The organism is Phenylobacterium sp., from assembly GCF_046463815.1.
Taxonomy (GTDB): Bacteria; Pseudomonadota; Alphaproteobacteria; order Caulobacterales; family Caulobacteraceae; genus Phenylobacterium.
In genome coordinates this window covers 142,833-166,805 of record NZ_JBKBRO010000002.1, presented here as the reverse complement: position 1 = coordinate 166,805, position 23,973 = coordinate 142,833, and the positions used below count along the sequence as shown (strand labels likewise).

Sequence of the window (23,973 nt, the reverse complement as noted above, 5' to 3'; positions counted from 1 at the left end):
CCCGGATCACCACTTGGCCGAGACGCCCAGGTAGTAGGTGCGGCCGTAGCGTTCGTAGTTGGTCAGCCAGTCGCGCCGGCCGGCCTGATACTCGCGCAGCACCTCGTCGTTGAGGTTCTGCAGGTCCACGAACACCTCGACGTTGTCGGTGAGGGCGTAGCTCGCCTTGGCGTCCAGGCGCCGGTAGTCGTCGTCGTAGGTGTCGGCGTCGTCGTTGCCGCCCAGCCCCTGAATGGCCCGGCCCGTGTGATGGTAGGAGATCGCCGCCTCGAAGCGGCCCTTCTGGTAGAAGAGCTGGGCGCCCCAGAGCAGGTCCGACTGGGCCGGGAACGGCAGCTCGCCGCGGCCCGGCACGGTCAGGCTGGAGTCGGTGAAGGTGATGTTCCCCGCCGCCCCGAAACCGCTCCAGGGCCCCGGCAGGAAGGTGAACTGCTGCTGGTAGGCGAACTCGATCCCCTTGATCTCGCCCTCGTCGGCGTTGCGCGGCTGGCTGTAGCCGAAGGTGGCGTAGGTCCGGCCGTCGAGGACGAAGTTGGTGCGGGTCTCACTGAAGGTGAAGATCGGGTCCTTGATCTTCTTGTAGAAGGCGCCGGCCGAGATCAGGCCGCCCCGGGCGAAGTACCACTCCACCGTGGCGTCGAAGTTGTCCGAGACGAAGGGCTTCAGGTCGACGTTGCCTTCCGAAAGGCCGCCCTCGAAGACGCCGGGCGTCACCTCGACCCAGTCCAGCGAGCCGCCGGGCCGCAGTTGCGGGTATTGCGGCCGGCCGAGCGTGCGGGTGTAGGCCAGTCGCAGGACGAGGTCGTCCCGCGGCTCGAACCGGACATGGAGGTTGGGCAGGAAGTTCGTGTACTCGCCCGAGCGCGAGACCGGGCTCACCCCGCCCACCTTCGGGTCGAGACGGAAGCCCTGGACGTCGGTCTCGGTGCGCTCCACCCGCCAGCCGCCGATCAGGCGCCAGCCGCCGAAGTCCACGTCGGCCATCGCGTAGCCGGCGTAGACCCGTTCGGTCAGGTCGTAGTCGCTCAAGGTCTCGTTCGCCAGGCTGTCGGCGGTGTTCTTGACGAACCGCGCGGTCGCCAGGTTCTCGGCCGTGAACTTGCTGATCGCGTCGGCGTCGATCGTGTAGCGGTTGAAGTAGGTATAGTCGCCGAGGTCGACGTCCATCACCGGGCCCTGCAGGCCGAAGTCGGCCAGGGTGAAGCGGTTGGCCGTGGCCCCGCGGTCCCAGCGATCGGTGTGGCCGTCGAACATCTTGTCGGTGTCACGCACCTTGAAGCCGACCTTCAGGTAGCTGCCCTCGCCGACCGCGATGGCCCGCTTCAGGTCGACCTTGGCCGCGAGGTTGGTCTCCTCGCCGTACTCGTCCTGGGCCGTGTACTGGCGGAACTGCAGAGCAGAGGCCGACATGGTGCGCGCCTCGGCCGTGTAGAGCAGCGGCCGCATGTCGAAGTCGACGGTCAGGTTCGCGGACGGCAGGCGGAACTGCCAGACCTGGTTCGGCTCGATCAGCTCGTTGTAGCCCCACGAGAGGTCGTATTTGAGCTCCCAGGGTCCGCGCTCGTGCTCGCCGCCGAACGAGGCCGAGCTGATGCTCTTCTCCTTGTACTCCAGGCGCAGGTCCTGGCGGGCGTCGACATTGCGGGCGACGCCGGTGGCGCCGTCGGCGTTGAGGGTGATGTTGGCCGGGTTGGCCCCGAAGTCGAGCCGGGCCCGCTGGCGGTACTCGTCCTCGGTGAACTTCGAATAGAGGCCGCGGACGTACATCTTGTCCTGATCGGTCGGGCGGAACTCCAGGGCGCCGCTGACCCCGATCCGTTCGCGCTTCAGGGTGTAGTTGGTGAACTTGATGTTGGTGGGCAGGCCGCCGCGAGCGTAGCCGGGCAGCGTGCGCCAGTCGTCCGGATAGAGGCCGTCCGAGCGGTAGTCCCGCGACGAGCCGTTGACGCCCACCAGCACGCCCCAGCGGCCGTCGCCGAACACGGCGCCGAAGGTCGCGTCACCCTGCACAGGGACCTTCTCGTTGAAGTCCTGGTAGCCCGCCTGGAAGGAGCCGCGCGCGAACAGGTCCCGCTTGGCGTCGAAGGGCGACTGGGTGACCAGGTTGACCGTGCCGCCAATCCCCTGCGCGTCCATGTCCGGCGTGACCGCCTTCACCACCTCGATGCGGCCGAGCAACTGGCCCGAGACCACGTCCAGCGGCAGCGCCCGGCTGTCGCCGTCGGGATTGCCGACCTCGACGCCGTTGAGCGTCACGTTGTTGAGCTGCGCCGGCGTGCCGCGGATGGCGACGTAGCGGCCTTCGCCCTGGTCGTAGGATACGCCGACGCCCGGCAGGCGCTCGAGGTTCTCGGCCACGTTCTTGTCGGCCAGGCGGCCGATCTCGTCGGCGGAGATCGCGTCCACCACCGCCGTGGCGCTCCGCTTGGCGTCGATCGCCCGCTGCTGCGAGAGGCGCTGGCCGGTGACCACCAGTTCTTCGACCGAGCCGTCGGTCTGGGCCATGGCCGGAACAGCCGTCGCCAAGGCGAGCGTCAGCACGCTCGCCCCCATCATCATCGTGCGCATCGAGCACCCCCTTGCTTTGGGGGGATGCTTAGGGGCCGCTCACGTCAGAACGGTCACGCTTGCGCGTCGGTTCGGTGACGTTCGATCAGCGCGCGGACAGCACGATCGCCGGCGTCGACGAAGCGTAGCCTGCGTGCTGGAGGAGCGCCGCATAGCGCTTGAGCGCCTTGGCCTCGGACTTTCGGCTGCACCAGCGGAGGTCGCCGACCTCCAGGTCGCGGTTCACGACGGCGTTGCGGCAGACCGTGCCCGCCGCCACATGGACTTCGCGCTTGACCGCGGCCTTCGGGCGCCCCGCCCATTCGATGCGGACCTGGGTGGGCGCGCGGGCGGTCACGTCCACTTCCGAGACGTTCTGGGCCGAGGCGGCGGGAGCGAGGACGGCCAGCATGGCGGCCGCGGCGAGAGTGGTGACAAGGGTCTTCATGGGATCATGCCGGGGGGAGCCGGCCTCCTATGGATGCACGCCCGCAGGCTAGTCGCGGTGCGCCCCCCGGGGTTTGCCGGGCGTCAAGCGGGGCCTTGATGGTGGGGCGGGCCGGTCCTTGACGTACGCCCAGATGCGCAGCCTGAAGCAGGCTCTCGACCCGAGGAACATCCTCAATCCAGGCACGGTGCTCGGCTAGTCGCCCGACCAGGCGCGGTCGACGATGGCGCGCGCGTCGACCCCCTCCGGCAGCAGGCCGAAGGCGCCGGCCTGTTCCTCCAGTCGGCTGGCCAGGAAGGCGTCGGCCACGAAGCCCGGCGCATGACGCACCAGCAGGGCGGCCTGGACCACCACCACCAGCTCCCGGCAGAACCGCCGCAGCTCGCTCTCCGACAGGCCGCGACGGCACATCTCCAGCACCCGGTCCACGGCGATCTCCAGCCGCCGGTCGCCGCCCCGGGCGTGACCGAGCTCGGCTTCGAGCGCGTCGGCCGCCTCGGGCTCGCGGTGCAGGGCGCGCAGGGCGTCCAGGCACATGACGTTCCCCGAGCCCTCCCAGATCGAATAGACCGGCAGCTCGCGGTAGATCCGGGGCATGCCGCTCTCCTCGATGTAGCCGTTGCCGCCCAGCACCTCGAGCGCCTCGCCGGCCAGGATCGGCCCGCGCTTGCAGACCCAGAACTTGGCGGCGGGCGTCACCAGCCGGCGCAGCAGGGCCTCGGCCGGGTCGGACTGGGCGTCGAAGGCCCGCGCCAGCCGGAAGGCGATGGCCGTGGCGGCCTCGGTCTCCAGCGCCAGGTCGGCCAGCACATTGGCCATCAGCGGCTGGTCCACCAGGCGCTTCTGGAAGGCCGAGCGGCCGCGGGCGTGATGGATGGCCTGGACCACCGCCTGGCGCTGCACGCCGGCCGAGCCCAGCACGTTGTCCAGCCGGGTGTAGCCGACCATCTCGATGATGGTGGGGACGCCGCGCCCCTCCTCGCCCACCAGCCAGCCCAGGGCATTCTCGAACTCCACCTCGCTGGAGGCGTTCGAGCGGTTGCCCAGCTTGTCCTTCAGCCGCTGGAACCGCAGGGCGTTCAGCTCCCCGTCCGGTGCCCAGCGGGGAACGAAGAAGCACGACAGGCCGCCCGGCGCCTGGGCCAGCACCAGGAAGGCGTCGCACATCGGGGCCGACATGAACCACTTGTGGCCGACCAGGCGGTAGGCCTCGCCCGGGCCCGAGGCCGCTTCCGGCTCGGCGCGGGTGGTGTTGGCCCGCACGTCCGAGCCGCCCTGCTTCTCGGTCATGCCCATGCCGAGGAGCGCGCCGGCCTTCTCCGTCACCGGCCGATGCGCCGGATCGTAGTCGCGCGAGACCAGCTTCGGCAGCCAGGCTTCCAGCGGCCCGCCCGCCTTCGCCACCACGGGTATCCCCGCGTAGGTCATCGAGATCGGGCAGCTCGTGCCCGCCTCCACCTGCCCGCTCATGTAGAGCCCCGCCGCGCGGTGGACGTGGGCGCCGGGCTTCGGATGCGACCAGGGCGAGGCGTGGATCCCCTGCCCCACCTGCAGCGCCATCAGCCGGTGGTAGGCCGGATGGAATTCCACCCAATCGGCGCGCCGGCCGTAGCGGTCGAAGGCGTGCAGCCGCGGCGTGTCCCGGTTGGCGATCGCCCCCAGTTCAAGGGCTTCGGGCGAGCCCAGGGCGGCGCCATAGGCCGAGAGGTCCTCCACGGCCCAGTCCGCGCCCTCCCGGACGATGGCCTCGGCAAGCGGCCGGTCGGTGGCGAACAGGTCGTAGCCCGCGAGCGGGGCCGGCTGGTTGAACACCTCGTGGGTGCGGAAGGCGGCGGGCGCGGCCATGAACGGGTCTCCTGTCTGCGGCATCTTAGCCCCCCGCGAAATCCGCTCACCCTTGATCTGCGACAAACGGCGGGACGCGCGATCCGGCTAGACCCGCTCTCACATCCCCTTCCAGGAACCCGCGCCGTCATGGACCAGTCCACGACCGTCACCCACCAGGCCAGGCGCCCTAACGGCGGCCCGACGACCCAGATCCAGGTGCTGTTCTTCGGCCAGGTCGCCGACACCTTCGGCCGCTCGGCCCACGTTCCCCTGCCGCTCGACGGCTGCTGGCTGTCGCAGCTCCGGCGGGGGATCGGATCGCTCGTCGACGGCGGCGAGGCGGCGCTCACCGCCCCCGGCGTCCGGGCCTCCGTCGACCGCGAGGTCGTCAACGGCGACGTCTGGGTGAGCCCCGGCCAGGAAGTGGCCTTCTTCTCCGCCTTCTCCGGAGGCTGAGCGTGGACGCCGTCCTGAAGACCAAGGCCCGCATCGACGAGCGCCTGCCGTTCTATCCCCTCAACATCGCCGTGCTGACGGTGTCCGACACGCGCGACGAGACCACCGACACCTCCGGCGGCCTGCTCGCCGACCGTCTGGCCGAGGCCGGGCACGCGCTCGCCGGCAAGGCCATCGTCAAGGACGACGTGGCGGCCATCCAGGCGCAGGTGAAGGCCTGGGTTGCCGACCCGGGCGTCGACGTGATCCTCGCCACCGGCGGCACGGGCTTCGCGCCCCGTGACGTGACGCCCGAGGCCGTACGTCCCCTGCTGCGGCGCGAGATGGACGGCTTCGCCGTGGTCTTCCACCAGGCGAGCTACGGCACGGTCGGCGTCTCGACGCTGCAGTCCCGCGCCCTGGCCGGCCAGATCGACGACACCTTCATCTTCTGCGTGCCGGGCTCCACCGGGGCCTGCCGCGACGCCTGGGACCTGGTGCTTGCGGAGGAGCTCGACAGCCGCTTCAAGCCCTGCTCGCTGGTCGGCCAGATCCCGCGCTACCGCGGGGTCTGCGCCTGATCCCGTCCTAGCCGAGGAAGGCCGCGAACAACTCCTCGTTCTCGAGCCGCATGTGCTCGATCAGGTCGTCGTGGATCTTGCGGCAGGTCAGGCACAGCAGCCGCCAGGTCGCGCAGGCGCCCTCCGGCGGGGTGAAGTCTCGCGTCAGCGTCCTCAGGCGCACCAGCTGCTCGTCCACCTCGGCGTGCTCGGCCATCATGCGGGTGATCGGGAAGCGGATCATCGGCCCGCCGCCCTGCATCATCATCGGGAACAGCACCTGCTCCTCCTTGCGCTGGTGGCCGTCCAGGTCGTCGAACATCAGGGCCAGGTGGTCGGCGAGGCCCGTCGGCCGGTCCGCGTCGCCCGCGTGCACCGCCTCGACCTTGCGGGCCAGGCGGATGGCCTCGGGGAACTCCCGCCGATGCGTCTCGTGATAGCGCTCCAGGATGTGGGCGATCAGTTTCCAGGTCGCATCGTCTTGCGCTGGCGCGACGGATTGGGCGGGCATGGCGGACTCCTTCGCCGCCTCCCATAGCCCCGCCGCGCGCCCGATCGCTTGACGTCCGGCAATCGCGGGCTTGGCGGGCTTCAATGCGGCCCCGCCATGGAATCACCGAGCCTGATCCTTCTTCTGAGGGAGCTGCGGCGATGGCCTTCGACAACCCGCTGGCCGGCGAGATCTGGTCCAGCAAGTACCGCTTCAATCCGGGCGACGCGCGCGGGGACGCCACCGTCGAGGAGACCTGGGCGCGGGTGGCGACGGCGCTGGCCGAGGCCGAGGCGCCTGAGGTGCGCGAGGCCATGCGCGGCCGCTTCCTGGAGGCCCTGACCGACTACCGCTTCCTGCCAGCCGGCCGGATCATCGCCGGCGCGGGCACGGCGCGGAACGTCACCCTGTTCAACTGCTTCGTCATGGGGCGCACGCCGGACGACCTGGCCGGCATCTTCGCCCACGTCCGCGAGGCCGCCGTGACCATGCAGCAGGGCGGCGGCGTGGGCATGGACTTCTCCACCCTCCGGCCCTCGGGCGCCGCGGTGAAGGGCGTCGGCGCCGACGCCTCGGGCCCGATCAGCTTCATGGACGTGTGGGATTCCATGTGCCGGACGATCATGTCCGCCGGCCAGCGGCGGGGCGCCATGATGGGCTGCCTGCGCATCGACCACCCGGACATCGAGGCCTTTATCGACGCCAAGCGCGACCCCGCCCGGCTGCGCAACTTCAACCTTTCGGTCCTGGTCACCGACGCCTTCATGGACGCCCTCGCCCGCGACGCCGATTGGCCGCTGGCCTTCGACGGCGAGGTGTTCCGCACCGTCCGGGCCGCCGACCTCTGGAAGCGCCTGATGCAGGCGACCTACGACGCGGCCGAGCCCGGGGTGATCTTCATCGACCGGGTGAACGCCCACAACAACCTCGGCTACTGCGAGACCATCCTGGCCAGCAACCCGTGCGGCGAGCAGATGCTGCCGCCCTACGGCGCCTGCCTGCTGGGCTCCATCAACCTCGCCAAGCTGGTGGAGGGGCCGTTCCGCAAGGGCGCCGAGGTGGACGAGGCCCAACTGGCCGCCCTGACCCGCACCGCCGTGCGCATGCTCGACAACGTCATCGACATCTCGCGCTATCCGCTGGAGGCCCAGGAGACGGAGGCCAAGGCCAAGCGCCGCATCGGCCTGGGCGTCACGGGCCTGGCCGACGCGCTGGTGTTCTGCGGCGCGGCCTACGGCTCGGACCGCGCGGTCGAGCTGACCGGACGCTGGCTCGGCCTCATCAAGCGCGAGGCCTACCGCGCCTCGGCCGAGCTGGCCGCCGAGAAGGGCCCTTTCCCGCTGTACGACCCCGCGATCCTCGATCGGCCGAACCTGACCACCCTCGACGACGAGACCCGCGCGCTGATCGCCGAGCACGGCCTGCGCAACGGCTGCCTCACCTCGATCGCGCCCACCGGCACCACCTCCCTGCTGGCCGGCAACGTCTCTTCCGGCATCGAGCCCGTGTTCGCCTACGCCTACACCCGCAAGGTCCGCCAGCCCGACGGCTCCACCCGCGAGGAGGCGGTGGAGGACTACGCGCTGGCCATGTGGAAGCGCCTGCACGGCGAGGCCGCCCCGCCGCAGGACGTCTTCGTCAGCGCCCAGACGCTCGCCCCCGCCGACCACATCCGCATGCAGGCCGCCGCCCAGGCCCACGTCGACAGCTCGATCTCCAAGACCATCAACTGCCCGGAGGCCATCTCCTTCGAGGACTTCGGCGACGTGTACCTCGAGGGCTATCGCCAGGGCTGCAAGGGCCTGACGACCTACCGGCCCAATCCGGTGACCGGCTCAGTGCTGTCGGTGGAAAGCCCGCCCGCCCCGCCGCCCGAACCCAAGCTCGCGCCGCGCCCCGAGGCGCTGGAAGGCGCCACCTACAAGCTCACCTGGCCCGAGAGCGCGCACGCCGTCTACGTCACCATCAACGACGTGATGGAGGGCGACGTCCGGCGGCCCTTCGAGATCTTCATCAACTCCAAGAACATGGAGCACTACGCCTGGACGCTGGGCCTGACCCGCATGGTCTCGGCGGTGTTCCGGCGCGGCGGCGACGTGGGCTTCGTGGCCGAGGAGCTGAAGGCGGTGTTCGATCCGCGCGGCGGCGCCTGGCTGGGCGGCCGCTACGTGCCCTCGCTGCTGGCGGCCATCGGCGGGGTGATCGAGCGCCACCTGCAGGGGATCGCGCCGGCGGCGGCCGAGCCGGAACCCCAGGCGCTCACCGTACGGCCCTTCGTCCCGGCCGCCGCCTGCCCGCGCTGCGGCGGCTTCGACATGGTGCGCAAGGAGGGCTGCGACACCTGCTTCTCGTGCGGCTATTCCAAATGCGGATGAGACGCACTTGATGTTCGTCATGTGAGCCGCCGGCGGCCGGGCGCATGCTCCTTGCATGCCTACAGCCGCCGCGCGGCGGGCCTACCGGGGCCCCGCCCTCTTCAGCTTCGGATTCCGTCCGTTCTTCCTGTTCGGCGCCGCCTGGTCGGCGCTGGTGGTCCCGCTGTGGGTCTGGAGCTTCCTGGCCGGCGGACCCGGAGCCCTCAGCCGCGACTGGCACGTCCACGAGATGCTGTTCGGCTTCCTGGCCGCCGTGGTGGCGGGGTTCCTGACCACGGCCGTGCCGAACTGGACCGGCCGCATGCCGGTGATCGGCGCGCCGCTGGGCGGGCTCGTGGCCCTCTGGACCGCGGGCCGCCTGGCCATGCTGTTCGAGGCCGAGCTGGGTCCGGTCGCCGCCGCCGTCGACAGCGCCTTCCTGATCGCCTTCGCCGCGGTCGTCTGGCGCGAGGTGCTGGCCGGCCGCAACTGGCGCAACCTGGCCGTCTGCGTCCTGGTGAGCCTGCTCGCGCTCGCCAACGTCGCCTTCCACCTGGGCGCCGCGCTCTGGGACGACGGCGCGGGCGAGCGGCTGGCCCTGGGCGCGGCCTGCGTGCTGATCGCCCTGATCGGGGGCCGCATCACCCCCAGCTTCACCCGCAACTGGATGAAGGTGCGCCGGATGGAGCCGCAGCCGGCGCTGCCCGGCCGCCTCGACCAGGCGGCCCTGGGCCTGACCGGCCTGGGGGCCGCCCTTTGGGCGGTCCTGCCCCTGTCGCCCGCCACGGGCGCGGCCCTGGCTCTGGCCGGCGCGGCCAACCTCATCCGGCTCGTCCGCTGGCGCGGCTGGGCGACCCGGTCCGAGCCGCTCGTGTGGATCCTGCACGTCGGGTACGCCTGGCTGGGCGTGGGCCTCGCTTTCCTCGGCGCCGCCGTCCTTCTCCCCGATCTCGTGCCGCGCACGGCCGGGGTGCACGCCCTGACCGCCGGCGCCGTGGGCGTCATGACCCTCGCCGTCATGACCCGGGCCAGCCGGGGCCACACGGGAAGAGACCTCGCCGCCGACGCCTCCACCACGCTGATCTACCTGGCCGTGAACCTGGCGGCCGTGCTGAGGCTGGCGGCCCCCTTCGCGGGTCTCCTGCAGCCCGACCTGCTGATGGCCTCGGCCGCGGCCTGGACGGCGGCCTTCGGCGGTTTCGCCGTGGCGTACGGCCGCATGCTGGTGAGGCCCCGGCCCGCGGCCGCTTGACCGGCGTCAAGGCGCCGCGCGGCGCCGATCATAGAAAGGACCCTCGGCCGATCCTACCTTCGGCTGAATTCGCTCCGAGCGTTCCGGCCTAAAGCGCCTCCCCGCCAAGGCCGGTCCGCCGCGCCGCCCGCGAGCGGCAAGGGTGACGGGGGAAACGCCGTCGCCTCCCGTGCTTGGAAAGGAGCCCAGCGTTGGGACGTCTCGTCGACGGCTTCGGCCGCCGTTTCCATTACCTGCGGCTCTCGGTCACCGAGGTCTGCAACTTCCGCTGCACCTACTGCCTGCCGGACGGCTTCAAGAAGTCGGGGCCGCTCACCTTCCTGACGCCCGAGGAATGCGGCCGGGTGGCCGGCGCCTTCGCCGACCTGGGCGTCTCCAAGGTCCGGCTCACCGGCGGCGAGCCCAGCGTGCGCCGAGACCTTCCCGAGATCATCGCGCGCACCGCCGCCACGCCCGGCGTGGACAAGGTCTGCATCACCACCAACGGCTGGAACCTGGAGCGCCAGATCGGCGCCTGGCGCGACGCCGGCCTCACCAACCTCAACGTCAGCATCGACTCCCTGGACCGCGCCGGCTTCCACCGCATCACCGGCCACGACCGCCTGGAGTCCGTCGTGCGCGGCCTCGACCGGGCCCTGGAGCTCGGCCTGCCCACGGTGAAGGTCAATGGCGTCCTGCTGCGCGACGGCGTGGGGGACGGCTTCGACGCCTTCGCCGCGTTCGTGCGGGAGCGCCCGGTGGCGGTGCGCTTCATCGAGCTGATGCGGACCGGCGACAACGCCGAGTACTTCGCCGACCAGCACGTGCCGGGGTCCGTGCTCACCGACTGGCTGGCCGCGCGCGGCTGGACGCGCAGGGACCGCGCCTTCGACGACGGGCCGGCCGTGGAGTTCATCCATCCGGACCACGCCGGCCGCATCGGCCTGATCGCCCCCTATGCGCCCGGCTTCTGCGACGGCTGCAACCGCCTGCGGGTCACGGCCCGCGGCCAGCTGCGCCTGTGCCTGTTCGGCGAGCTGGGCGTCGACCTGAAGGACCTGCTGGAGAAGGACGAGCCCGAGGCGCTGCGCGCCCGCATCGTCCGGGCCCTGGCCGGCAAGCCCCGCGGCCACCGGCTGCACGAGGCGAACAGCGGCGACACGCGCCAGCTCGCCCAGTTCGGCGGCTGACCCGCCTTAGGTCTCGGCCTCCTGCCGCCACCCCGCCAGGCCGCGCGGATAGCCCTGCACGAAGGCCCCCGGCGGGCCCAGCGCCCCCAGCCGTCCGGCCAGGTCCGCCGCCGGCGACCGCCCGTCGAGCACGTCGCGGAAGGCCCGGGCGACGGCCGTCATGTCGAGATCCTGGGGCGAGAGGCGCAGGGCCCGGATTCCCGCCGCCCCGAGCCGGTCGGCGTCGAAGGCGGCGAGCTGCACGCCGTGCGACATCACCTGAACCCCGTTGACCGCCAGGAACGGCTGGCCTTCGAGCGTCCGCACCGCCCGTCCGTCCGCGTCCCGGTCGCAGACGAACTGGCAGGCGTCCTTGTGCAGGCCGTGGAGCCTGGCGTGGTAGCACCGCCCCGACAGGGCGAGCGGCAGCCGGCCGAAGGCGAACAGCTCGATCTCCAGCCCCGGGCAGGCGCGGCCGATCGCCGACAGCGCATCCAGGCTCAGCTCGACATTGCCGCAGAGGCGCCGGCAACCCCGCCTCGCCAGCTCCTGAGCCGCCGCCTCGTTGTAGATGTTCAGCAGGGGGCCGGCGACGAACGGGCGGCCGGCGAGCGCCGGCAGGGCCGAGACGTCGTTCACCTCGACCAGCCCGTCGGCGGCCTCGAGGCGGGTCCGGGTCCAGCGCCGTTCGACGGCGTTGGCCGGCAGGGCCAGGCTCGACCAGACCACCTGCTTGCCGGCCGCCGCCAGCGTCGCGGCCGCGCGCTCGAAGGCCTCCCGCAGCCGGGGCTCGCGTTTCCCGCACACCACCTCGCCCAGATGGACGCGGTCCACCGGCGCCTCGGCCATGGCGGCGTAGAACGCGGACACGCGCTCGGCCGGCCAGTTGAACAGCAGCGGCCCCAGGGTCAGCTCGATCCGGCTCATCGCCAGCCCTTGCGATAGGCCCCGGCCGTCTCCCGGCCGCCTTCGGTGAGGTCCAGCAGGAGGGCTTCGTAGGGGCGCGTGTCCTGGCCGCGGTCGAGGGCGTCGATGGCCTGGCGGAAGGCCGCGGCCACGCGGGCGACATAGACCTTGCCGCGCTGGCGTCCTTCGACCTTCACGGCCGTGACCCCCGCCCCGCGCAGGCCCGCCAGCAGGCTCATGGCGTTCAGGCTGACCGGCTCCTCGAACATGTGCGACAGAACCCCGTCGGCGTCGAAGCGGCCCTTGCAGAGCGTGGGATAGCCGGCCGGCGCGCCCGGCTCGAAGCTGTCGAGCGCGAAGCCCGAGAGGCGCGGCGTGAGCCGGCCGCCCCGTTCGGTGAAGCTCACCGCCTCGGGCGGGGAGCAGACGCCCGAGAGGTTCGGCGATCGCCCGGTGGCGTAGGACGAGAGCGCGCAACGCCCCTCCGCCATCACGCAGAGCCCGCCGAAGACGAAGGCCTCGGTCTCGACCTGGACCTCCCGGCCGAGCGCGGCGATCTCCTGCACGGTCAGCACCCGCGGCAGAACCGCGCGCCGGACGCCGAAGGCCTCGGCGTAGAACCGGATCGCCTCGGGCGTGCCCGCCGCCGCCTGGACCGACAGGTGCAGGCGGAGCTCCGGGTAGCGCTCGCGCGCATAGGCCAACACGCCCAGGTCGGCGGCGATCATGGCGTGGACGCCGCTGCGCGCCACGACGTCCACGGCGCGCCGCCAGGGCTCCACGCCGCCGGCGCGGGCGAAGGTGTTGACCGCCACCATCAGCCGTCGCCCGCGGGCGCGGGTCCAGCGGGCGGCTTCCGCCAACTCCTGCTCGGAGAAGTTCAGGCCTGGGAAGTTTCGGGCGTTGGTCTCGTCCCGCAGGCCGCAATAGACGCTGTCCGCGCCCGCCTCGATGGCCGCGCGCAGCATGGCTGGGGAGCCCGCCGGACAGACCAGTTCGATCCCGCCCTGGGTCATGCGACGCCGGGCCGGGGCGCCAGGAATCGCCGGCCGATCGCCACCGCCCGGACCAGGCGGCGCACCGCCGGGGCCGCCGCGCCGGTGAGTTCGGCGAGATCGAGCTCGGCCGCCTCGATGGCGTTGTGCAGCGCCATGGCCGCCTCGGTGTCGCCGCTCACCACCAGAGATCGCGAGAAGAACGCCGCGTCGGCGTCGGCCGAGCCGTCGAACAGCCGCAGGAGCGTCCTCAGCGGCCCTTCGATCCGGACGTCGCAGGCGCAGGCCTCGTTGTCCTGCACGACGTTCACCCATCCGTCCGCGCCCCGCGGCCCCAGGCGGAAGCAGACGGGGAGCTCCCACGGGGCGATGACGAAGACCGCTCCGCGCGCCGGGCCCAGGCGCTCGAACACCTCGGGCCGGCGTCTGGCCAACCGGCGCAGCGCCAGCGTGAGCGCGATCTCCACGGGCGGCCTGAGCTGCATCAGGACCTGGGCCTTCACGGCCCGTCCGTTGCCTCGCCGACGCGCTTCGCGGCGATGATGTTCGATGGCTGGTCTGGTCACCCCGCACCCCCTGCGCCGGCGATAGGCCGACAGGCGCCGCGGGGGGAACGCGATCGATCAGGCGGGGCGCCCACCTTCGTCAAGCGGAGGCCTGCGCCAGTTCAAGTGCTTGGCCGGTCAGGCGGCCCGGCTGCCGTCCGGCACGGGCCAGCGCTCGCGCTGGGCCTTGCCCACCAGCTCGTCCGTCACCGGCTGGTGGTTGTCGATCAGCGGGGTGGGCTTGGCGAGGCGCTCGAGCACCACCGGGCGGGTGATGGTCACCTGCGGCCCGTTCACCTCCACGCCATAGCCCTGCAGGTTGGCGAAGGCGCGCGACAGGTTCTCGGGCGTCATGCCCAGCAGCGAGGCCAGGAGGCGCTTCTCATGCGGCAGGGTGAAGGTGGGGTTGCCGCCCTGCCGCAGCTTCTGGGTGATGAGGTAGTTGGCGAGCCGCTCCAGGCCGCCGCGCAGCTTCTGATTCTTGAGCGTGCGCACGAGGCCGCGGTAGCAGCCGGCCACCTCCTGCGCGACCGCCATGGCGAACATGGCGTCCGCCTTCATCGCCCGGCGGATGGCTTCGCCCGATAGCATGAGGATGTCCGAGCGCTCGATGGTCCGCGCGCTCATCAGCCCGTCGGCGTCCAGCACCACGGCGGCGAGGATGAAGGTCGAGACGGGCCGCAGCACGGCCAGCGTCGTCTCCTTGTCGTTCCAGGTCCCCTCCAGCTCGACGATGCCGTCCAGCAGCACATAGAGGAAGTCCACCTGGTCGCCCTCGAGCAGCAGGGTGGTCCCAGCCGGGAAGCGCTGCAGGAACGCCCCCGCCGTGAGGGTCCGGAAGGTGTCGGGCGAGCACCCCGCGAACAGCGGCAGCATCTTCACCCGTTCCAGCTCGCCTTCGCGCATGCCGACCGTCCGTTCGCGTCAATGACCCCGCTCACGTGCCTGCGTCGGAGGTCTCACGCCTTGAGCGATATCAATTCGACGGCCTTCCACCGGTCATAGGCCTTGATGAACATCAAGCGGGGCCATGATCTAAGTTTACTGGCTCCATCTCGAATGTAATTTGAACCTCCCTGGAGATTTGCGTCCGGCACAAAGCTGTATTTCCAGTCGACACGATTGACGTTCATCAAATCGGAACTTCGCGATCCATCGCAAAAGGCGGTCGACGACAGGCCATCCTGGCCATCGGAGCCGCCGCCCGTGAACACGACGACCGCAACCTCGCAACCGGGCGCTCGCGCCGCCCTCGGCCTGAGCACGGCCGCCTTCATGGCGGCCTTCGCCGTCTGGACGATCTTTTCGATCATCGGGGTGAAGATCAAACGCGACCTCGGTCTCACCGACGCGGAATTCGGGCTGCTGGCCGGCACGCCGATCCTGACGGGCTCGCTTACGCGGGTCTTCCTCGGCGTCCTGGCGGATCGGTTCGGCGGACGGATCGTCAACCTGGTGGTGCTGCTGCTCGCGGCGGCGTCGACGGTGGCCCTGTCCTACGCCCACACCTATCCGCTCATGCTGCTGGCCGCGCTGGGCCTCGGCCTGGCGGGCGGCTCCTTCGCGGCCGGCGTGGCCTATGTCTCGAAGTTCTTCCCGAAGGAAAAGCAGGGCGCGGCGCTCGGCGTCTACGGCGCGGGCAACGTGGGCGCGGCGATCACCAACTTCGGAGCGCCGTTCGTCATGGCCGCGGCCGGCTGGGAATCGGTGGCCCGCATCTGGGCCGCCGGCCTGGTGGTCATGGCGCTCGTCGCCTTCCTGCTCACCAGGGACGAACCGAGCCTGGCGGAACGCCGCGCTTCCAAGGTCAAGCCGCCGCCGATCTGGGCGCAGTTCGCGCCGCTCCGGAAGCTGCAGGTCTGGCGCTTCTCGCTCTACTACTTCTTCAACTTCGGCGCGTTCGTAGCGCTGTCGCTGTGGCTGCCGCGCTACCTGATCGGCGTCTATCACCTCGACATCAAGACCGCCGGCATGCTCGCGGCGGCGTTCTCCCTCCCCGCCGCGGCGTTCCGCATCCTCGGGGGCTGGCTGGCCGACCGGCTGGGCGCCCGGCGCGTGATGTACGCGGCGTTCGGCGTGGCCGTGCTGGGCACCTTCCTGCTGTCCTATCCGGCGACCAGCTACGTGGTCGACGGCATCGAGGGCCCGATCGCCTTCCGCATCGCCACCGCCCTGCCGGTCTTCATGGCGATCCTCATCGTCCTGGCCTTCTTCATGAGCCTGGGGATGGCGGCGGTCTTCAAGCACATCCCCGTCTACTACCCGAACGACATCGGGGCGGTCGGCGGCCTGGTGGGCATGATCGGCGGCCTGGGCGGCTTCGTCCTGCCGATCGCCTTCGGCGCCCTGAACGACCTGACCGGCGTCTGGACCAGCTGCTTCATGCTGCTCTTCGTCCTGGTCGCCACCGCGCTCGCCTGGATGCACCTCGCCATCGGCCGCATGGAGCGGGCCCGGACGCCCGAGCTTCGCAAGCTGCCCGAGCTGCCCGAGATGGCCGACCTGCATCCCGCCGCCGAAGCGAAGCCCGAACCGAAATCCAAACCGCAAGCCAAGCCGCGCGCGCGGCCGCTGCAAGCCGCCGAGTAGACTTATGAGCCATACCCTCGACCGCCTCGCGTTCTTCACGCGCAAGACGGAGCTCTTCTCCAACGGCCACGGCGTCATGAACGACGAAGACCGGGCGTGGGAGGAGGCCTACCGGTCCCGTTGGCGCCACGACAAGATCGTCCGCTCCACCCACGGCGTGAACTGCACGGGCTCCTGCTCGTGGAAGATCTACGTCAAGGGCGGGATCGTCACCTGGGAAACCCAGCAGACCGACTATCCGCGCACGCGGCCCGAGCTGCCCAACCACGAGCCGCGCGGCTGCGCCCGGGGCGCCAGCTACAGCTGGTACCTCTACTCGGCCAACCGGGTGAAATACCCGCTGGTCCGCTCGCGCCTCCTCAAGCTGTGGCGCGAGGCGCGGGCGACCCTGGCGCCGGTCGCCGCCTGGGCGTCGATCCAGAACGACGCCGCCAAGCGCAGGTCCTACACCTCGATGCGCGGATCGGGCGGCTTCGTCCGCGCCACCTGGGACGAGGTCACCGAGATCGTGGCCGCGGCCAACGCCCACACGGTCAAGCAGTGGGGCCCGGACCGGGTGTTCGGTTTCTCGCCGATCCCGGCCATGTCGATGGTCTCCTACGCCGCCGGCGCGCGCTACCTGCAGCTCCTGGGCGGGGTCTGCGGCTCGTTCTACGACTGGTACTGCGACCTGCCGCCCTCCTCGCCCCAGACCTGGGGCGAGCAGACCGACGTGGCCGAGAGCGCCGACTGGTACAACTCGGGCTTCCTGATGCTGTGGGGCTCGAACGTCCCGCAGACCCGCACGCCCGACGCCCACTTCTACACCGAGGCCCGCTACCGCGGCGCCAAGTCGGTGGTGATCTGCCCCGACTACTCCGAGGCCTCGAAGTTCTCGGACCTCTGGCTGCCGGTGAAGCAGGGCACGGACGCCGCGCTCGCCATGGCCTTCGGCCACGTGATCCTCAAGGAATTCCACGTCGACCGGCAGGTCCCCTACTTCCGCGACTATGTCCGGAAATACTCCGACCTGCCCATGCTGGTGCGCCTGGTCCCGCAGGGAGACGGCTACGTCTCCGAACGCCTGCTGCGCGCGGCCGACTTCGACGATGCGCTCGGCCAGGCCAACAATCCCGAATGGAAGACGGTCGCGGTCGACGAAACCACGGGCCAGATCGTCGTCCCCAACGGCTCCATCGGCTTCCGCTGGGGCGAGGACGGCAAGTGGAACCTGGAAGAGCGGGACGCGGCCGGCCGTGACACGGTGCTGCGCCTGGGCCTCAAGGGCGTGCACGACGAGGTCGCCCCCGTCCGCTTCCCCTATTTCGCCAACTCGGCCTCCAACGGTTTCGCCTCCACCGACCATCCGGACGTCCTCGTCCGCAACGTGCCGGTGAAGAGGCTGAAGCTGAAGGACGGCGAGGCGCTGGTGGCCAGCGTCTACGACCTGTTCCTCGCCAACTACGGCGTCGACCAGGGCTTCGGCGGCGAGCACATGCCGGCGGACTTCAACGACCCGCAGCCCTACTCGCCCGCGTGGGCCGAGCAGATCACCACCGTCCCGCGCGACCAGATCGTCGCCGTGGCCCGGGGTTTCGCGACCAACGCCGAGAAGACCGGCGGCAAGTCGATGGTGATCATCGGGGCAGCGATGAACCACTGGTTCCACATGGACATGAACTACCGCGGCGTCATCAACATGCTGGTGATGTGCGGGTGCGTGGGCCAGTCGGGCGGCGGCTGGAGCCACTACGTCGGCCAGGAGAAGCTGCGTCCCCAGACCGGCTGGGCGCCGCTCGCCTTCGCCACCGACTGGATCCGCCCGCCTCGCCAGCAGAACTCCACCTCGTTCTTCTACGCCCACACCGACCAGTTCCGGTACGAGACGGTCGCCGCGTCCGAGATCCTGTCGCCGACGGCGCCGGAAGGGCCCTGGGACGCCTCGCTGATCGACTTCAACGCCCGGGCCGAGCGGATGGGCTGGCTGCCCTCGGCGCCGGCGCTGAAGACCAATCCCCTGGAGGTCGCCCGCGCCGCCGAAGCGGAGGGCGTCGACCCCAAGGTCTATGCGGTGCGCGAGCTGAAGGCCCGCAAGCTCGAGATGTCCTGCATGGACCCGGACGACCCGGCCAACTGGCCGCGCAACATGTTCGTCTGGCGCTCGAACCTGCTGGGCTCGTCCGGCAAAGGCCACGAGTACTTCCTGAAGCACCTCCTGGGCGCCGCCCACGGGATCCAGGGCAAGGACCTGGGCGAGATGGGCCGGCAGAAGCCGCGCGACGTCGCCTGGCACGACGCGGCCCCGGAAGGGAAGCTCGACCTCCTGGTCACCCTCGACTTCCGGATGTCCACGACGGCGGTCTACTCCGACATCGTCCTGCCGACGGCCACCTGGTACGAGAAGAACGACCTCAACACCTCGGACATGCACCCCTTCATCCACCCGCTGTCGGCGGCCGTGGACCCGGCGTGGGAGTCGAAGTCCGACTGGGAGATCTTCAAGGCCATCGCCCGAAAGTTCTCCGAGGTCGCCCCCGAGGTCCTGGGCGTGGAGAAGGACGTCGTCCTCACCCCCATCCAGCACGACAGCGCCGGGGAGCTCGCCCAGCCGTTCGACGTGAAGGACTGGTACGCCGGCGAATGCGACCCGATCCCGGGCAAGACCATGCCCCAGATCACCGTCGTCGAGCGGGACTATCCCAACCTCTACAAGCGCTTCACGGCGCTGGGCCCGCTGATGACCAAGGTCGGCAACGGCGGCAAGGGCCTAGCCTGGAACACCGAGCACGAGGTCGCCCTGCTGGGCGAGCTGAACGGCGAGGTGCTGGAGCCCGGCGCGACCGAGGGCCTGCCCAAGATCGAGACCGACGTCGACGCCTGCGAGACCATCCTCATGCTGGCGCCCGAGACCAACGGCGAGGTCGCGGTCAAGGCCTGGGAGGCGCTGGAGAAGCAGACCGGGCGCGAGCACACGCACCTGGCCGTCCCCAAGGAGGACGAGAAGATCCGCTTCCGCGACCTGCTCGCCCAGCCGCGGAAGATCATCTCCTCGCCGATCTGGTCGGGTCTGGAGAGCGAGAAGGTCTGCTACAACGCCGGCTACACCAACGTGCACGAGCTGATCCCGTGGCGGACCCTGACGGGACGCCAGCAGCTCTACCAGGACCACCTCTGGATGCGGGCCTTCGGCGAGGCGCTCTGCGTCTATCGCCCGCCCGTAGACCTGAAGACCACGCACGTGAAGGGCGAGAAGCCCAACGGCGAGGCCGAGATCGTCCTGAACTTCATCACCCCGCACCAGAAGTGGGGCATCCACTCCACCTATTCCGACAACCTCCTGATGCTGACGCTGAACCGCGGCGGCCCGGTGGTGTGGATCTCGGAGACGGACGCCAGGAAGGCCGGGATCGAGGACAACGACTGGATCGAGGTCTTCAACGCCAACGGCGCGCTCGCCGCCCGCGCGGTGGTCTCCCAGCGCATCCGTGAAGGGACGACCTTCATGTACCACGCGCAGGAGAAGATCGTGAACACGCCGGGGTCCGAGATCACCGGCCAGCGCGGCGGCATCCACAACTCGGTCACCCGCACGGTGCCCAAGCCCACGCACATGATCGGCGGCTACGCCCAGCTCTCCTACGGCTTCAACTACTACGGGACCGTGGGCGCCAACCGGGACGAGTTCGTCGTGGTCCGCAAGATGAAGAAGGTCGACTGGCTGGATGACGCCGCCTCGACCAAGGAGCCCGCGTAATGAAAGTCCGCGCCCAGATCGGGATGGTGTTGAACCTCGACAAGTGCATCGGGTGTCACACCTGCTCGGTGACCTGCAAGAACGTGTGGACCAACCGCCAGGGCGTCGAATACGCCTGGTTCAACAACGTCGAGACCAAGCCCGGCGTCGGCTATCCCAAGGACTGGGAGAACCAGAAGCGCTGGAACGGCGGCTGGGTCCGCAAGGCCAACGGCAAGATCGAGCCGAAGATGGGCGCCAAGTGGCGGATCCTGGCGAAGATCTTCGCCAATCCCGACCTGCCCGAGATCGACGACTACTACGAGCCCTTCGACTTCGACTACGGACACCTGCAGACGGCGCCGGAGATGAAGGCGTTCCCCACCGCCCGGCCGCGTTCCAAGCTGACCGGCGAGCGGATGGAGAAGATCGAGTGGGGGCCCAACTGGGAGGAGATCCTGGGCGGCGAGTTCGCCAAGCGGTCGGCCGACTACAACTTCGAAGGGGTCGAGAAGGAGATCTACGGCCAGTTCGAGAACACCTTCATGATGTACCTGCCCAGGCTCTGCGAGCACTGCCTGAACCCGGCGTGCGTCGCGGCCTGCCCCTCGGGCGCGATCTACAAGCGCGAGGAGGACGGCATCGTCCTGATCGACCAGGACAAGTGCCGCGGCTGGCGGATGTGCGTCTCGGCCTGCCCCTACAAGAAGATCTACTACAACTGGGAAAGCGGTAAGTCCGAGAAGTGCACCTTCTGCTTCCCGCGCATCGAGGTGGGCCAGCCGACGGTCTGCTCCGAGACCTGCGTGGGCCGCATCCGCTACCTGGGCGTCCTGCTCTATGACGCCGACAAGATCGAGGCCGCGGCCGCCGAACCGGACGAGAAGGACCTCTATCAGGCCCAGCTCGACGTCTTCCTGGACCCCAACGATCCGGCGGTGATCGCCCAGGCCCGCGCCGACGGCGTGCCCGAAGCCTGGCTGGAGGCCGCGCGCGCGAGCCCGGTCTGGAAGATGGCCATGGACTGGAAGGTCGCCTTCCCGCTCCACCCGGAATACCGGACCCTGCCGATGGTCTGGTACGTGCCGCCGCTCTCGCCCATCCAGTCGGCGGCCTCGGCCGGGGCGCTGGAGATGGACGGCGAGATGCCCGACGTGAAGTCGCTGCGCATCCCGGTGAAATACCTGGCCAACCTGCTCACCGCCGGGAACGAACCGCCGGTCGTCCAGGCCTTGGAGCGGATGCTGGCCATGCGCAGCTACATGCGCGCCAAGACCGTCGACGGCCGCATCGACCACCGCATCTGCGAGCGTGTCGGCCTCTCCGCCGCCCAGGTGGACGAGATGTACCGCTACATGGCCATCGCCAACTACGAGGACCGGTTCGTCATCCCGACCACGCACCGCGAGACGGTCGAGGACGCCTACGACCTGAAGGGTTCGTGCGGCTTCACCTTCGGCAACGGCTGCTCGGGCGGCCGCACCGAGCTCGGCCTGTTCGGCCCCGACAAGCGCAAGCGCGCCAAGACCCCGATGGAGGCGTAAAGGCCATGTCGCTCACCTACCGCGCGCTCGCCGTCCTGCTGAGCTACCCGACCGAGGCCACGCGCGCCCTGCTGCCCGCCGCCGCCGATACCCTGGAGGCTGACAGGCGCCTGCCCTCGCTCGTCCGCCGCGCGCTGGCCAGGCTCGTCGAGGAGATCGGGACGGCCGACCTCTACGAGGCCCAGGAACGCTACGTCTGGCTGTTCGACCGCACCCGCTCGCTGTCGCTGAACCTCTACGAGCACGTGCATGGCGAGAGTCGCGACCGCGGCCAGGCGATGGTCGCCCTGCTGGAGCTCTACCGGTCCAAGGGCCTGGAGCTGTCGGCCAACGAGCTGCCGGACCACCTGCCGGTGTTCCTGGAATTCCTGTCCACCCTGCCCGACGACGAAGCCGCCTCCCTGCTTGGCGAGGCCGCCCACGTGCTCACGGCCCTGGGCGATCGGCTGCACAAGCGCCAGAGCGCCTATCGCGCGGTGTTCGGGGCGCTGGCCGCCCTGGCCGCCGACCCGGCCGACGCCGAGGCGCTGGCCGCCCTGCTGGCCGAGCCGGACGACAACCCCGACGACCTCGAGGCCATGGACAGGCTCTGGGCCGAGACCGCCGTCACCTTCGGTCCCTCCGACGTGGGCTGCCCGAAGGCCGACGCGCTGGTGAAGGCCATGAACGCCAATCCCCGCCCGGCCCGGCCCCGCGCCGGGGCGGCGGCCTGAGGAGCCACCCCATGGACCTCAACCAAGTCCTGTTCGGCGTCTATCCCTACATCGCGCTCTCGGTGCTGGTGATCGGCTCGGTCATCCGCTTCGACCGCGAACCCTACACCTGGCGCACCGGCTCCTCGCAGCTTCTGCGGCGCCGACAGCTCGTCACCGGCTCTGTGCTGTTCCACCTGGGCGTGCTGATGATCTTCGCCGGCCACTTCGTGGGCCTGCTCACCCCCATCGCCATCTGGGACGCCCTGGGCGTGCCGCACGGCGCCAAGCAGATGCTGGCCATCGTGGCCGGGGGCATAGCCGGCCTATTGGCGCTCGCCGGCGGCGGGCTGCTCCTGCACCGGCGCCTGTTCGATCCGCGGATCCGCAACAACTCCAGCTTCGGCGACACCGCCATCCTGATCATCCTGATGGTCCAGCTCGTCCTGGGCCTCTCGACCATCCCGATCTCGCTGCAGCACCGCGACGGCCACGAGATGGTGAAGTTCATGAACTGGGCCCAAGGCGTCTTCACCTTCCGGCCCGGCGTGGCGGACTACGTCGCCGACGCGCACTGGGTGTTCAAGGCGCACCTGGCGCTGGGCATGACCATCCTGCTGGTCTTCCCCTTCACCCGTCTGGTCCACATGCTCTCGGCGCCGGTCTGGTACCTGAACCGCCGCGGCTGGCAGCTGGTGCGGACCAAGCGGGCCCTGCCCCGGCGGCCCGAGCCCGCCGCCCCCGTCTATCCCGTCCACGCCGGGTCCCAGCCGCAGAAGGCCCGCCGCCTGCGGGCTGCGGAGTAGTCCCATGCGCACGATCGTCTTCGACGGGGTCGAGATCCCCGAGACCCTGCTGGCCCGCGAGGTCCAGAACCACCCCGGCGCTTCCGCCGCCGAGGCCCGCAACGCCGCCGGCCACGCCCTGGCCATCCGCGCCCTGCTGCTCAACCGGGCCCACGAGCTGGGCCTCGCTCCGCAGCCGGAACACGACGAGGACGGCCGCGAGGAGACGCCCGAGGAGGCCCTGGTCCGGGCGGTGCTCGACCTGGAGGTCGTCGTGGCCGAGCCCTCGGCCGGCGAATGCCGGCGGGTCTACGAGGCCGAGCGCGGCCGCTTCCGCTCGCCGGCCTTGTTCGAGGCCTCGCACATCCTCCTCGAGGTCCCGGCGGGCGACGACGCCGCGCTGGCCGAGGGCCGCGCCAGGGCCGTCGAGATCATCCAGCGGGTGATCGCCGGCGCGGCGCCGTTCGGCGAGTTCGCCCGCGCGTTCTCCGACTGCCCCTCCGCCGGGGTCGGGGGTTCGTTGGGACAGCTGCAGACCGGGGACCTCGTCCCCGAGGTCGAGGACGTGCTGACCGCCCTGCAGCCCGGCGAGATCGCCGCCGAGCCCGTGCTGTCCCGCTTCGGCTGGCACGTCCTGCGCCTCGACCGGAAGCTCCCCGGCCAGGACCTGCCGTTCGACCTGGTGGAGCCCCGCATCCGCCTGCACCTGCAGAGCCGAGCCTGGACCGCCGCGGCCGCCCGATATGTGGCGGATCTCGCCGCCGAAGCCCGCGCCCGGGGCGTCGCCCTGACCCTCACCCTCGACGGCGGCGTCCGCGAGGGCTCGGCCACCCTGGGTGATTTCCTCACCGACGCCGGCGCCGCCGCGCGGCTGGAGCCCTGGCTCGCGGCCGTCGATCCCGGCCTGCTGGAGCGTGTGCGCCAGGCCGCCCGCGACGCCGGCGAACCGGTGGCCGACTTCGTCCAGGCCGCCATGGCCGAGTTCGTGGCCGAGGCCAACGACGAGCGCTGGACCAACCTGATCTCGGCCGCCCGCGACGCCGAGGACCCGGCGCTGGCCGGCCTGGCCGCCGTCCTCCGCTCGAAGCTCGTTCCCCAGAAGCAGACCTTCACCCTCATCCGCCGGACGCCCGCCTGAGGTCCG

General features: G+C 70.6%; 21 protein-coding genes and 1 riboswitch. Of the genes, 12 read left to right on the top strand and 9 right to left on the bottom strand.

The window, feature by feature from the left end; genetic code table 11:
• Nucleotides 1-6: 6 nt before the first annotated feature.
• Both ACK4TT_RS01965 and ACK4TT_RS01960 read right to left on the bottom strand, forming a co-directional pair.
• Nucleotides 7-2,568 carry a TonB-dependent receptor gene (locus ACK4TT_RS01965; RefSeq protein ID WP_410212239.1) on the bottom strand — a complete coding sequence of 854 codons (2,562 nt, stop codon included), beginning with the start codon at nt 2,566-2,568 and terminating at the stop codon, nt 7-9.
• 85 nt (nt 2,569-2,653) lie between these two features.
• Complete coding sequence (locus ACK4TT_RS01960) at nt 2,654-2,995, bottom strand: hypothetical protein (RefSeq protein ID WP_410212238.1); 342 nt, start codon at nt 2,993-2,995, stop codon at nt 2,654-2,656.
• A 73-nt stretch (nt 2,996-3,068) separates the two neighbouring features.
• On the opposite strand from ACK4TT_RS01960, the gene ACK4TT_RS01955 reads away from it, so the two are divergent.
• Entirely contained in the window at nt 3,069-3,194 is a 126-nt protein-coding gene (locus tag ACK4TT_RS01955) for an FAD-linked oxidase C-terminal domain-containing protein (protein WP_410212237.1), read from the top strand.
• On the opposite strand, the gene ACK4TT_RS01950 is transcribed toward ACK4TT_RS01955, so the two are convergent.
• Complete coding sequence (locus tag ACK4TT_RS01950) at nt 3,191-4,864, bottom strand: isovaleryl-CoA dehydrogenase (protein ID WP_410212236.1); 1,674 nt, start codon at nt 4,862-4,864, stop codon at nt 3,191-3,193. The two genes, ACK4TT_RS01955 and ACK4TT_RS01950, sit on opposite strands and share 4 nt — an antisense overlap.
• 105 nt (nt 4,865-4,969) lie before the next feature.
• Between ACK4TT_RS01950 and ACK4TT_RS01945 the strand changes: the two genes are divergently transcribed.
• Both ACK4TT_RS01945 and moaB read left to right on the top strand, forming a co-directional pair.
• Entirely contained in the window at nt 4,970-5,278 is a 309-nt protein-coding gene (locus tag ACK4TT_RS01945) for a MoaD/ThiS family protein (protein WP_410212235.1), read from the top strand.
• Nucleotides 5,279-5,280: 2 nt separating this feature from the next.
• Nucleotides 5,281-5,838: a molybdenum cofactor biosynthesis protein B gene (gene moaB, locus ACK4TT_RS01940; RefSeq protein WP_410212234.1), complete on the top strand. Its 558-nt coding sequence runs from the start codon at nt 5,281-5,283 to the stop codon at nt 5,836-5,838.
• Between the two features lie 7 nt (nt 5,839-5,845).
• On the opposite strand, the gene ACK4TT_RS01935 is transcribed toward moaB, so the two are convergent.
• Nucleotides 5,846-6,328 carry a hemerythrin domain-containing protein gene (locus ACK4TT_RS01935; RefSeq protein ID WP_410212233.1) on the bottom strand — a complete coding sequence of 161 codons (483 nt, stop codon included), beginning with the start codon at nt 6,326-6,328 and terminating at the stop codon, nt 5,846-5,848.
• Between the two features lie 140 nt (nt 6,329-6,468).
• Here ACK4TT_RS01935 and ACK4TT_RS01930 point away from each other — a divergent pair, with 140 nt between their 5' ends.
• The 3 genes from ACK4TT_RS01930 to moaA all read left to right on the top strand — a co-directional run bounded on the left by ACK4TT_RS01930 (nt 6,469) and on the right by moaA (nt 11,082).
• On the top strand, nt 6,469-8,682 hold the full coding sequence (locus ACK4TT_RS01930) for an adenosylcobalamin-dependent ribonucleoside-diphosphate reductase (RefSeq protein ID WP_410212232.1): 2,214 nt from the start codon (nt 6,469-6,471) through the stop codon (nt 8,680-8,682).
• A gap of 55 nt (nt 8,683-8,737) precedes the next feature.
• Entirely contained in the window at nt 8,738-9,913 is a 1,176-nt protein-coding gene (locus tag ACK4TT_RS01925; RefSeq protein ID WP_410212231.1) for an NnrS family protein, read from the top strand.
• A 58-nt stretch (nt 9,914-9,971) separates the two neighbouring features.
• A riboswitch (molybdenum cofactor riboswitch) is annotated at nt 9,972-10,113 on the top strand.
• Entirely contained in the window at nt 10,087-11,082 is a 996-nt protein-coding gene (gene moaA / locus ACK4TT_RS01920; RefSeq protein WP_410212230.1) for a GTP 3',8-cyclase MoaA, read from the top strand. (Overlaps the previous riboswitch by 27 nt.)
• A 6-nt stretch (nt 11,083-11,088) precedes the next feature.
• Here the strand turns inward: moaA and ACK4TT_RS01915 are convergent, their stop codons facing one another.
• The 5 genes from ACK4TT_RS01915 to ACK4TT_RS01895 all read right to left on the bottom strand — a co-directional run bounded on the left by ACK4TT_RS01915 (nt 11,089) and on the right by ACK4TT_RS01895 (nt 14,820).
• Nucleotides 11,089-11,988, bottom strand: a complete 900-nt coding sequence (locus tag ACK4TT_RS01915) for a U32 family peptidase (protein ID WP_410212229.1) — start codon at nt 11,986-11,988, stop codon at nt 11,089-11,091.
• A complete protein-coding gene (locus tag ACK4TT_RS01910; protein ID WP_410212228.1) occupies nt 11,985-12,983 on the bottom strand; it encodes a peptidase U32 family protein in 999 nt (332 codons plus the stop codon). Before ACK4TT_RS01910 ends, ACK4TT_RS01915 begins: the two co-directional genes overlap by 4 nt.
• A complete protein-coding gene (locus tag ACK4TT_RS01905; protein ID WP_410212227.1) occupies nt 12,980-13,465 on the bottom strand; it encodes an SCP2 domain-containing protein in 486 nt (161 codons plus the stop codon). The genes ACK4TT_RS01910 and ACK4TT_RS01905 overlap by 4 nt, the downstream gene beginning before the upstream one ends.
• 180 nt (nt 13,466-13,645) lie before the next feature.
• Nucleotides 13,646-14,413: a cyclic nucleotide-binding domain-containing protein gene (locus ACK4TT_RS01900; RefSeq protein WP_410212226.1), complete on the bottom strand. Its 768-nt coding sequence runs from the start codon at nt 14,411-14,413 to the stop codon at nt 13,646-13,648.
• Nucleotides 14,414-14,466: 53 nt separating this feature from the next.
• Nucleotides 14,467-14,820, bottom strand: a complete 354-nt coding sequence (locus tag ACK4TT_RS01895) for a hypothetical protein (protein ID WP_410212225.1) — start codon at nt 14,818-14,820, stop codon at nt 14,467-14,469.
• 4 nt (nt 14,821-14,824) lie between these two features.
• Here ACK4TT_RS01895 and ACK4TT_RS01890 point away from each other — a divergent pair, with 4 nt between their 5' ends.
• Genes ACK4TT_RS01890 through ACK4TT_RS01865 form a run of 6 tightly spaced genes read left to right on the top strand, consistent with a single transcriptional unit; the run spans nt 14,825 to nt 23,967 of the window.
• Nucleotides 14,825-16,096: an MFS transporter gene (locus tag ACK4TT_RS01890; protein WP_410212224.1), complete on the top strand. Its 1,272-nt coding sequence runs from the start codon at nt 14,825-14,827 to the stop codon at nt 16,094-16,096.
• Nucleotides 16,097-16,100: 4 nt separating this feature from the next.
• Nucleotides 16,101-19,829, top strand: coding sequence for a nitrate reductase subunit alpha (locus ACK4TT_RS01885; RefSeq protein ID WP_410212223.1), 3,729 nt, complete (start codon nt 16,101-16,103; stop codon nt 19,827-19,829).
• Nucleotides 19,829-21,352, top strand: a complete 1,524-nt coding sequence (gene narH, locus ACK4TT_RS01880) for a nitrate reductase subunit beta (RefSeq protein ID WP_410212222.1) — start codon at nt 19,829-19,831, stop codon at nt 21,350-21,352. The genes ACK4TT_RS01885 and narH overlap by 1 nt, the downstream gene beginning before the upstream one ends.
• A gap of 5 nt (nt 21,353-21,357) precedes the next feature.
• Nucleotides 21,358-22,065, top strand: a complete 708-nt coding sequence (gene narJ / locus ACK4TT_RS01875; RefSeq protein WP_410212221.1) for a nitrate reductase molybdenum cofactor assembly chaperone — start codon at nt 21,358-21,360, stop codon at nt 22,063-22,065.
• Nucleotides 22,066-22,076: 11 nt separating this feature from the next.
• Nucleotides 22,077-22,850 carry a respiratory nitrate reductase subunit gamma gene (gene narI / locus ACK4TT_RS01870; protein ID WP_410212220.1) on the top strand — a complete coding sequence of 258 codons (774 nt, stop codon included), beginning with the start codon at nt 22,077-22,079 and terminating at the stop codon, nt 22,848-22,850.
• A gap of 4 nt (nt 22,851-22,854) precedes the next feature.
• Nucleotides 22,855-23,967 (top strand): peptidylprolyl isomerase, encoded by a 1,113-nt coding sequence (locus ACK4TT_RS01865; RefSeq protein ID WP_410212219.1) that lies wholly within the window; start codon nt 22,855-22,857, stop codon nt 23,965-23,967.
• Nucleotides 23,968-23,973 lie beyond the last annotated feature (6 nt).

Coding starts and splice junctions, on each gene's coding strand:
- ACK4TT_RS01950 (WP_410212236.1), bottom strand. CDS start 4,864: ATGCCGCAGACAGGAGACCCGTTCATGGCCGCGCCCGCCGCCTTCCGC.
- ACK4TT_RS01935 (WP_410212233.1), bottom strand. CDS start 6,328: ATGCCCGCCCAATCCGTCGCGCCAGCGCAAGACGATGCGACCTGGAAA.
- ACK4TT_RS01945 (WP_410212235.1), top strand. CDS start 4,970: ATGGACCAGTCCACGACCGTCACCCACCAGGCCAGGCGCCCTAACGGC.
- ACK4TT_RS01910 (WP_410212228.1), bottom strand. CDS start 12,983: ATGACCCAGGGCGGGATCGAACTGGTCTGTCCGGCGGGCTCCCCAGCC.
- ACK4TT_RS01925 (WP_410212231.1), top strand. CDS start 8,738: ATGCCTACAGCCGCCGCGCGGCGGGCCTACCGGGGCCCCGCCCTCTTC.
- ACK4TT_RS01960 (WP_410212238.1), bottom strand. CDS start 2,995: ATGAAGACCCTTGTCACCACTCTCGCCGCGGCCGCCATGCTGGCCGTC.
- ACK4TT_RS01900 (WP_410212226.1), bottom strand. CDS start 14,413: ATGCGCGAAGGCGAGCTGGAACGGGTGAAGATGCTGCCGCTGTTCGCG.
- narH (WP_410212222.1), top strand. CDS start 19,829: ATGAAAGTCCGCGCCCAGATCGGGATGGTGTTGAACCTCGACAAGTGC.
- ACK4TT_RS01885 (WP_410212223.1), top strand. CDS start 16,101: ATGAGCCATACCCTCGACCGCCTCGCGTTCTTCACGCGCAAGACGGAG.
- ACK4TT_RS01865 (WP_410212219.1), top strand. CDS start 22,855: ATGCGCACGATCGTCTTCGACGGGGTCGAGATCCCCGAGACCCTGCTG.
- narI (WP_410212220.1), top strand. CDS start 22,077: ATGGACCTCAACCAAGTCCTGTTCGGCGTCTATCCCTACATCGCGCTC.
- ACK4TT_RS01895 (WP_410212225.1), bottom strand. CDS start 14,820: ATGATCGAAAAGATCGTCCAGACGGCGAAGGCCGCCATGAAGGCGGCC.
- ACK4TT_RS01930 (WP_410212232.1), top strand. CDS start 6,469: ATGGCCTTCGACAACCCGCTGGCCGGCGAGATCTGGTCCAGCAAGTAC.
- narJ (WP_410212221.1), top strand. CDS start 21,358: ATGTCGCTCACCTACCGCGCGCTCGCCGTCCTGCTGAGCTACCCGACC.
- ACK4TT_RS01965 (WP_410212239.1), bottom strand. CDS start 2,568: ATGCGCACGATGATGATGGGGGCGAGCGTGCTGACGCTCGCCTTGGCG.
- ACK4TT_RS01915 (WP_410212229.1), bottom strand. CDS start 11,988: ATGAGCCGGATCGAGCTGACCCTGGGGCCGCTGCTGTTCAACTGGCCG.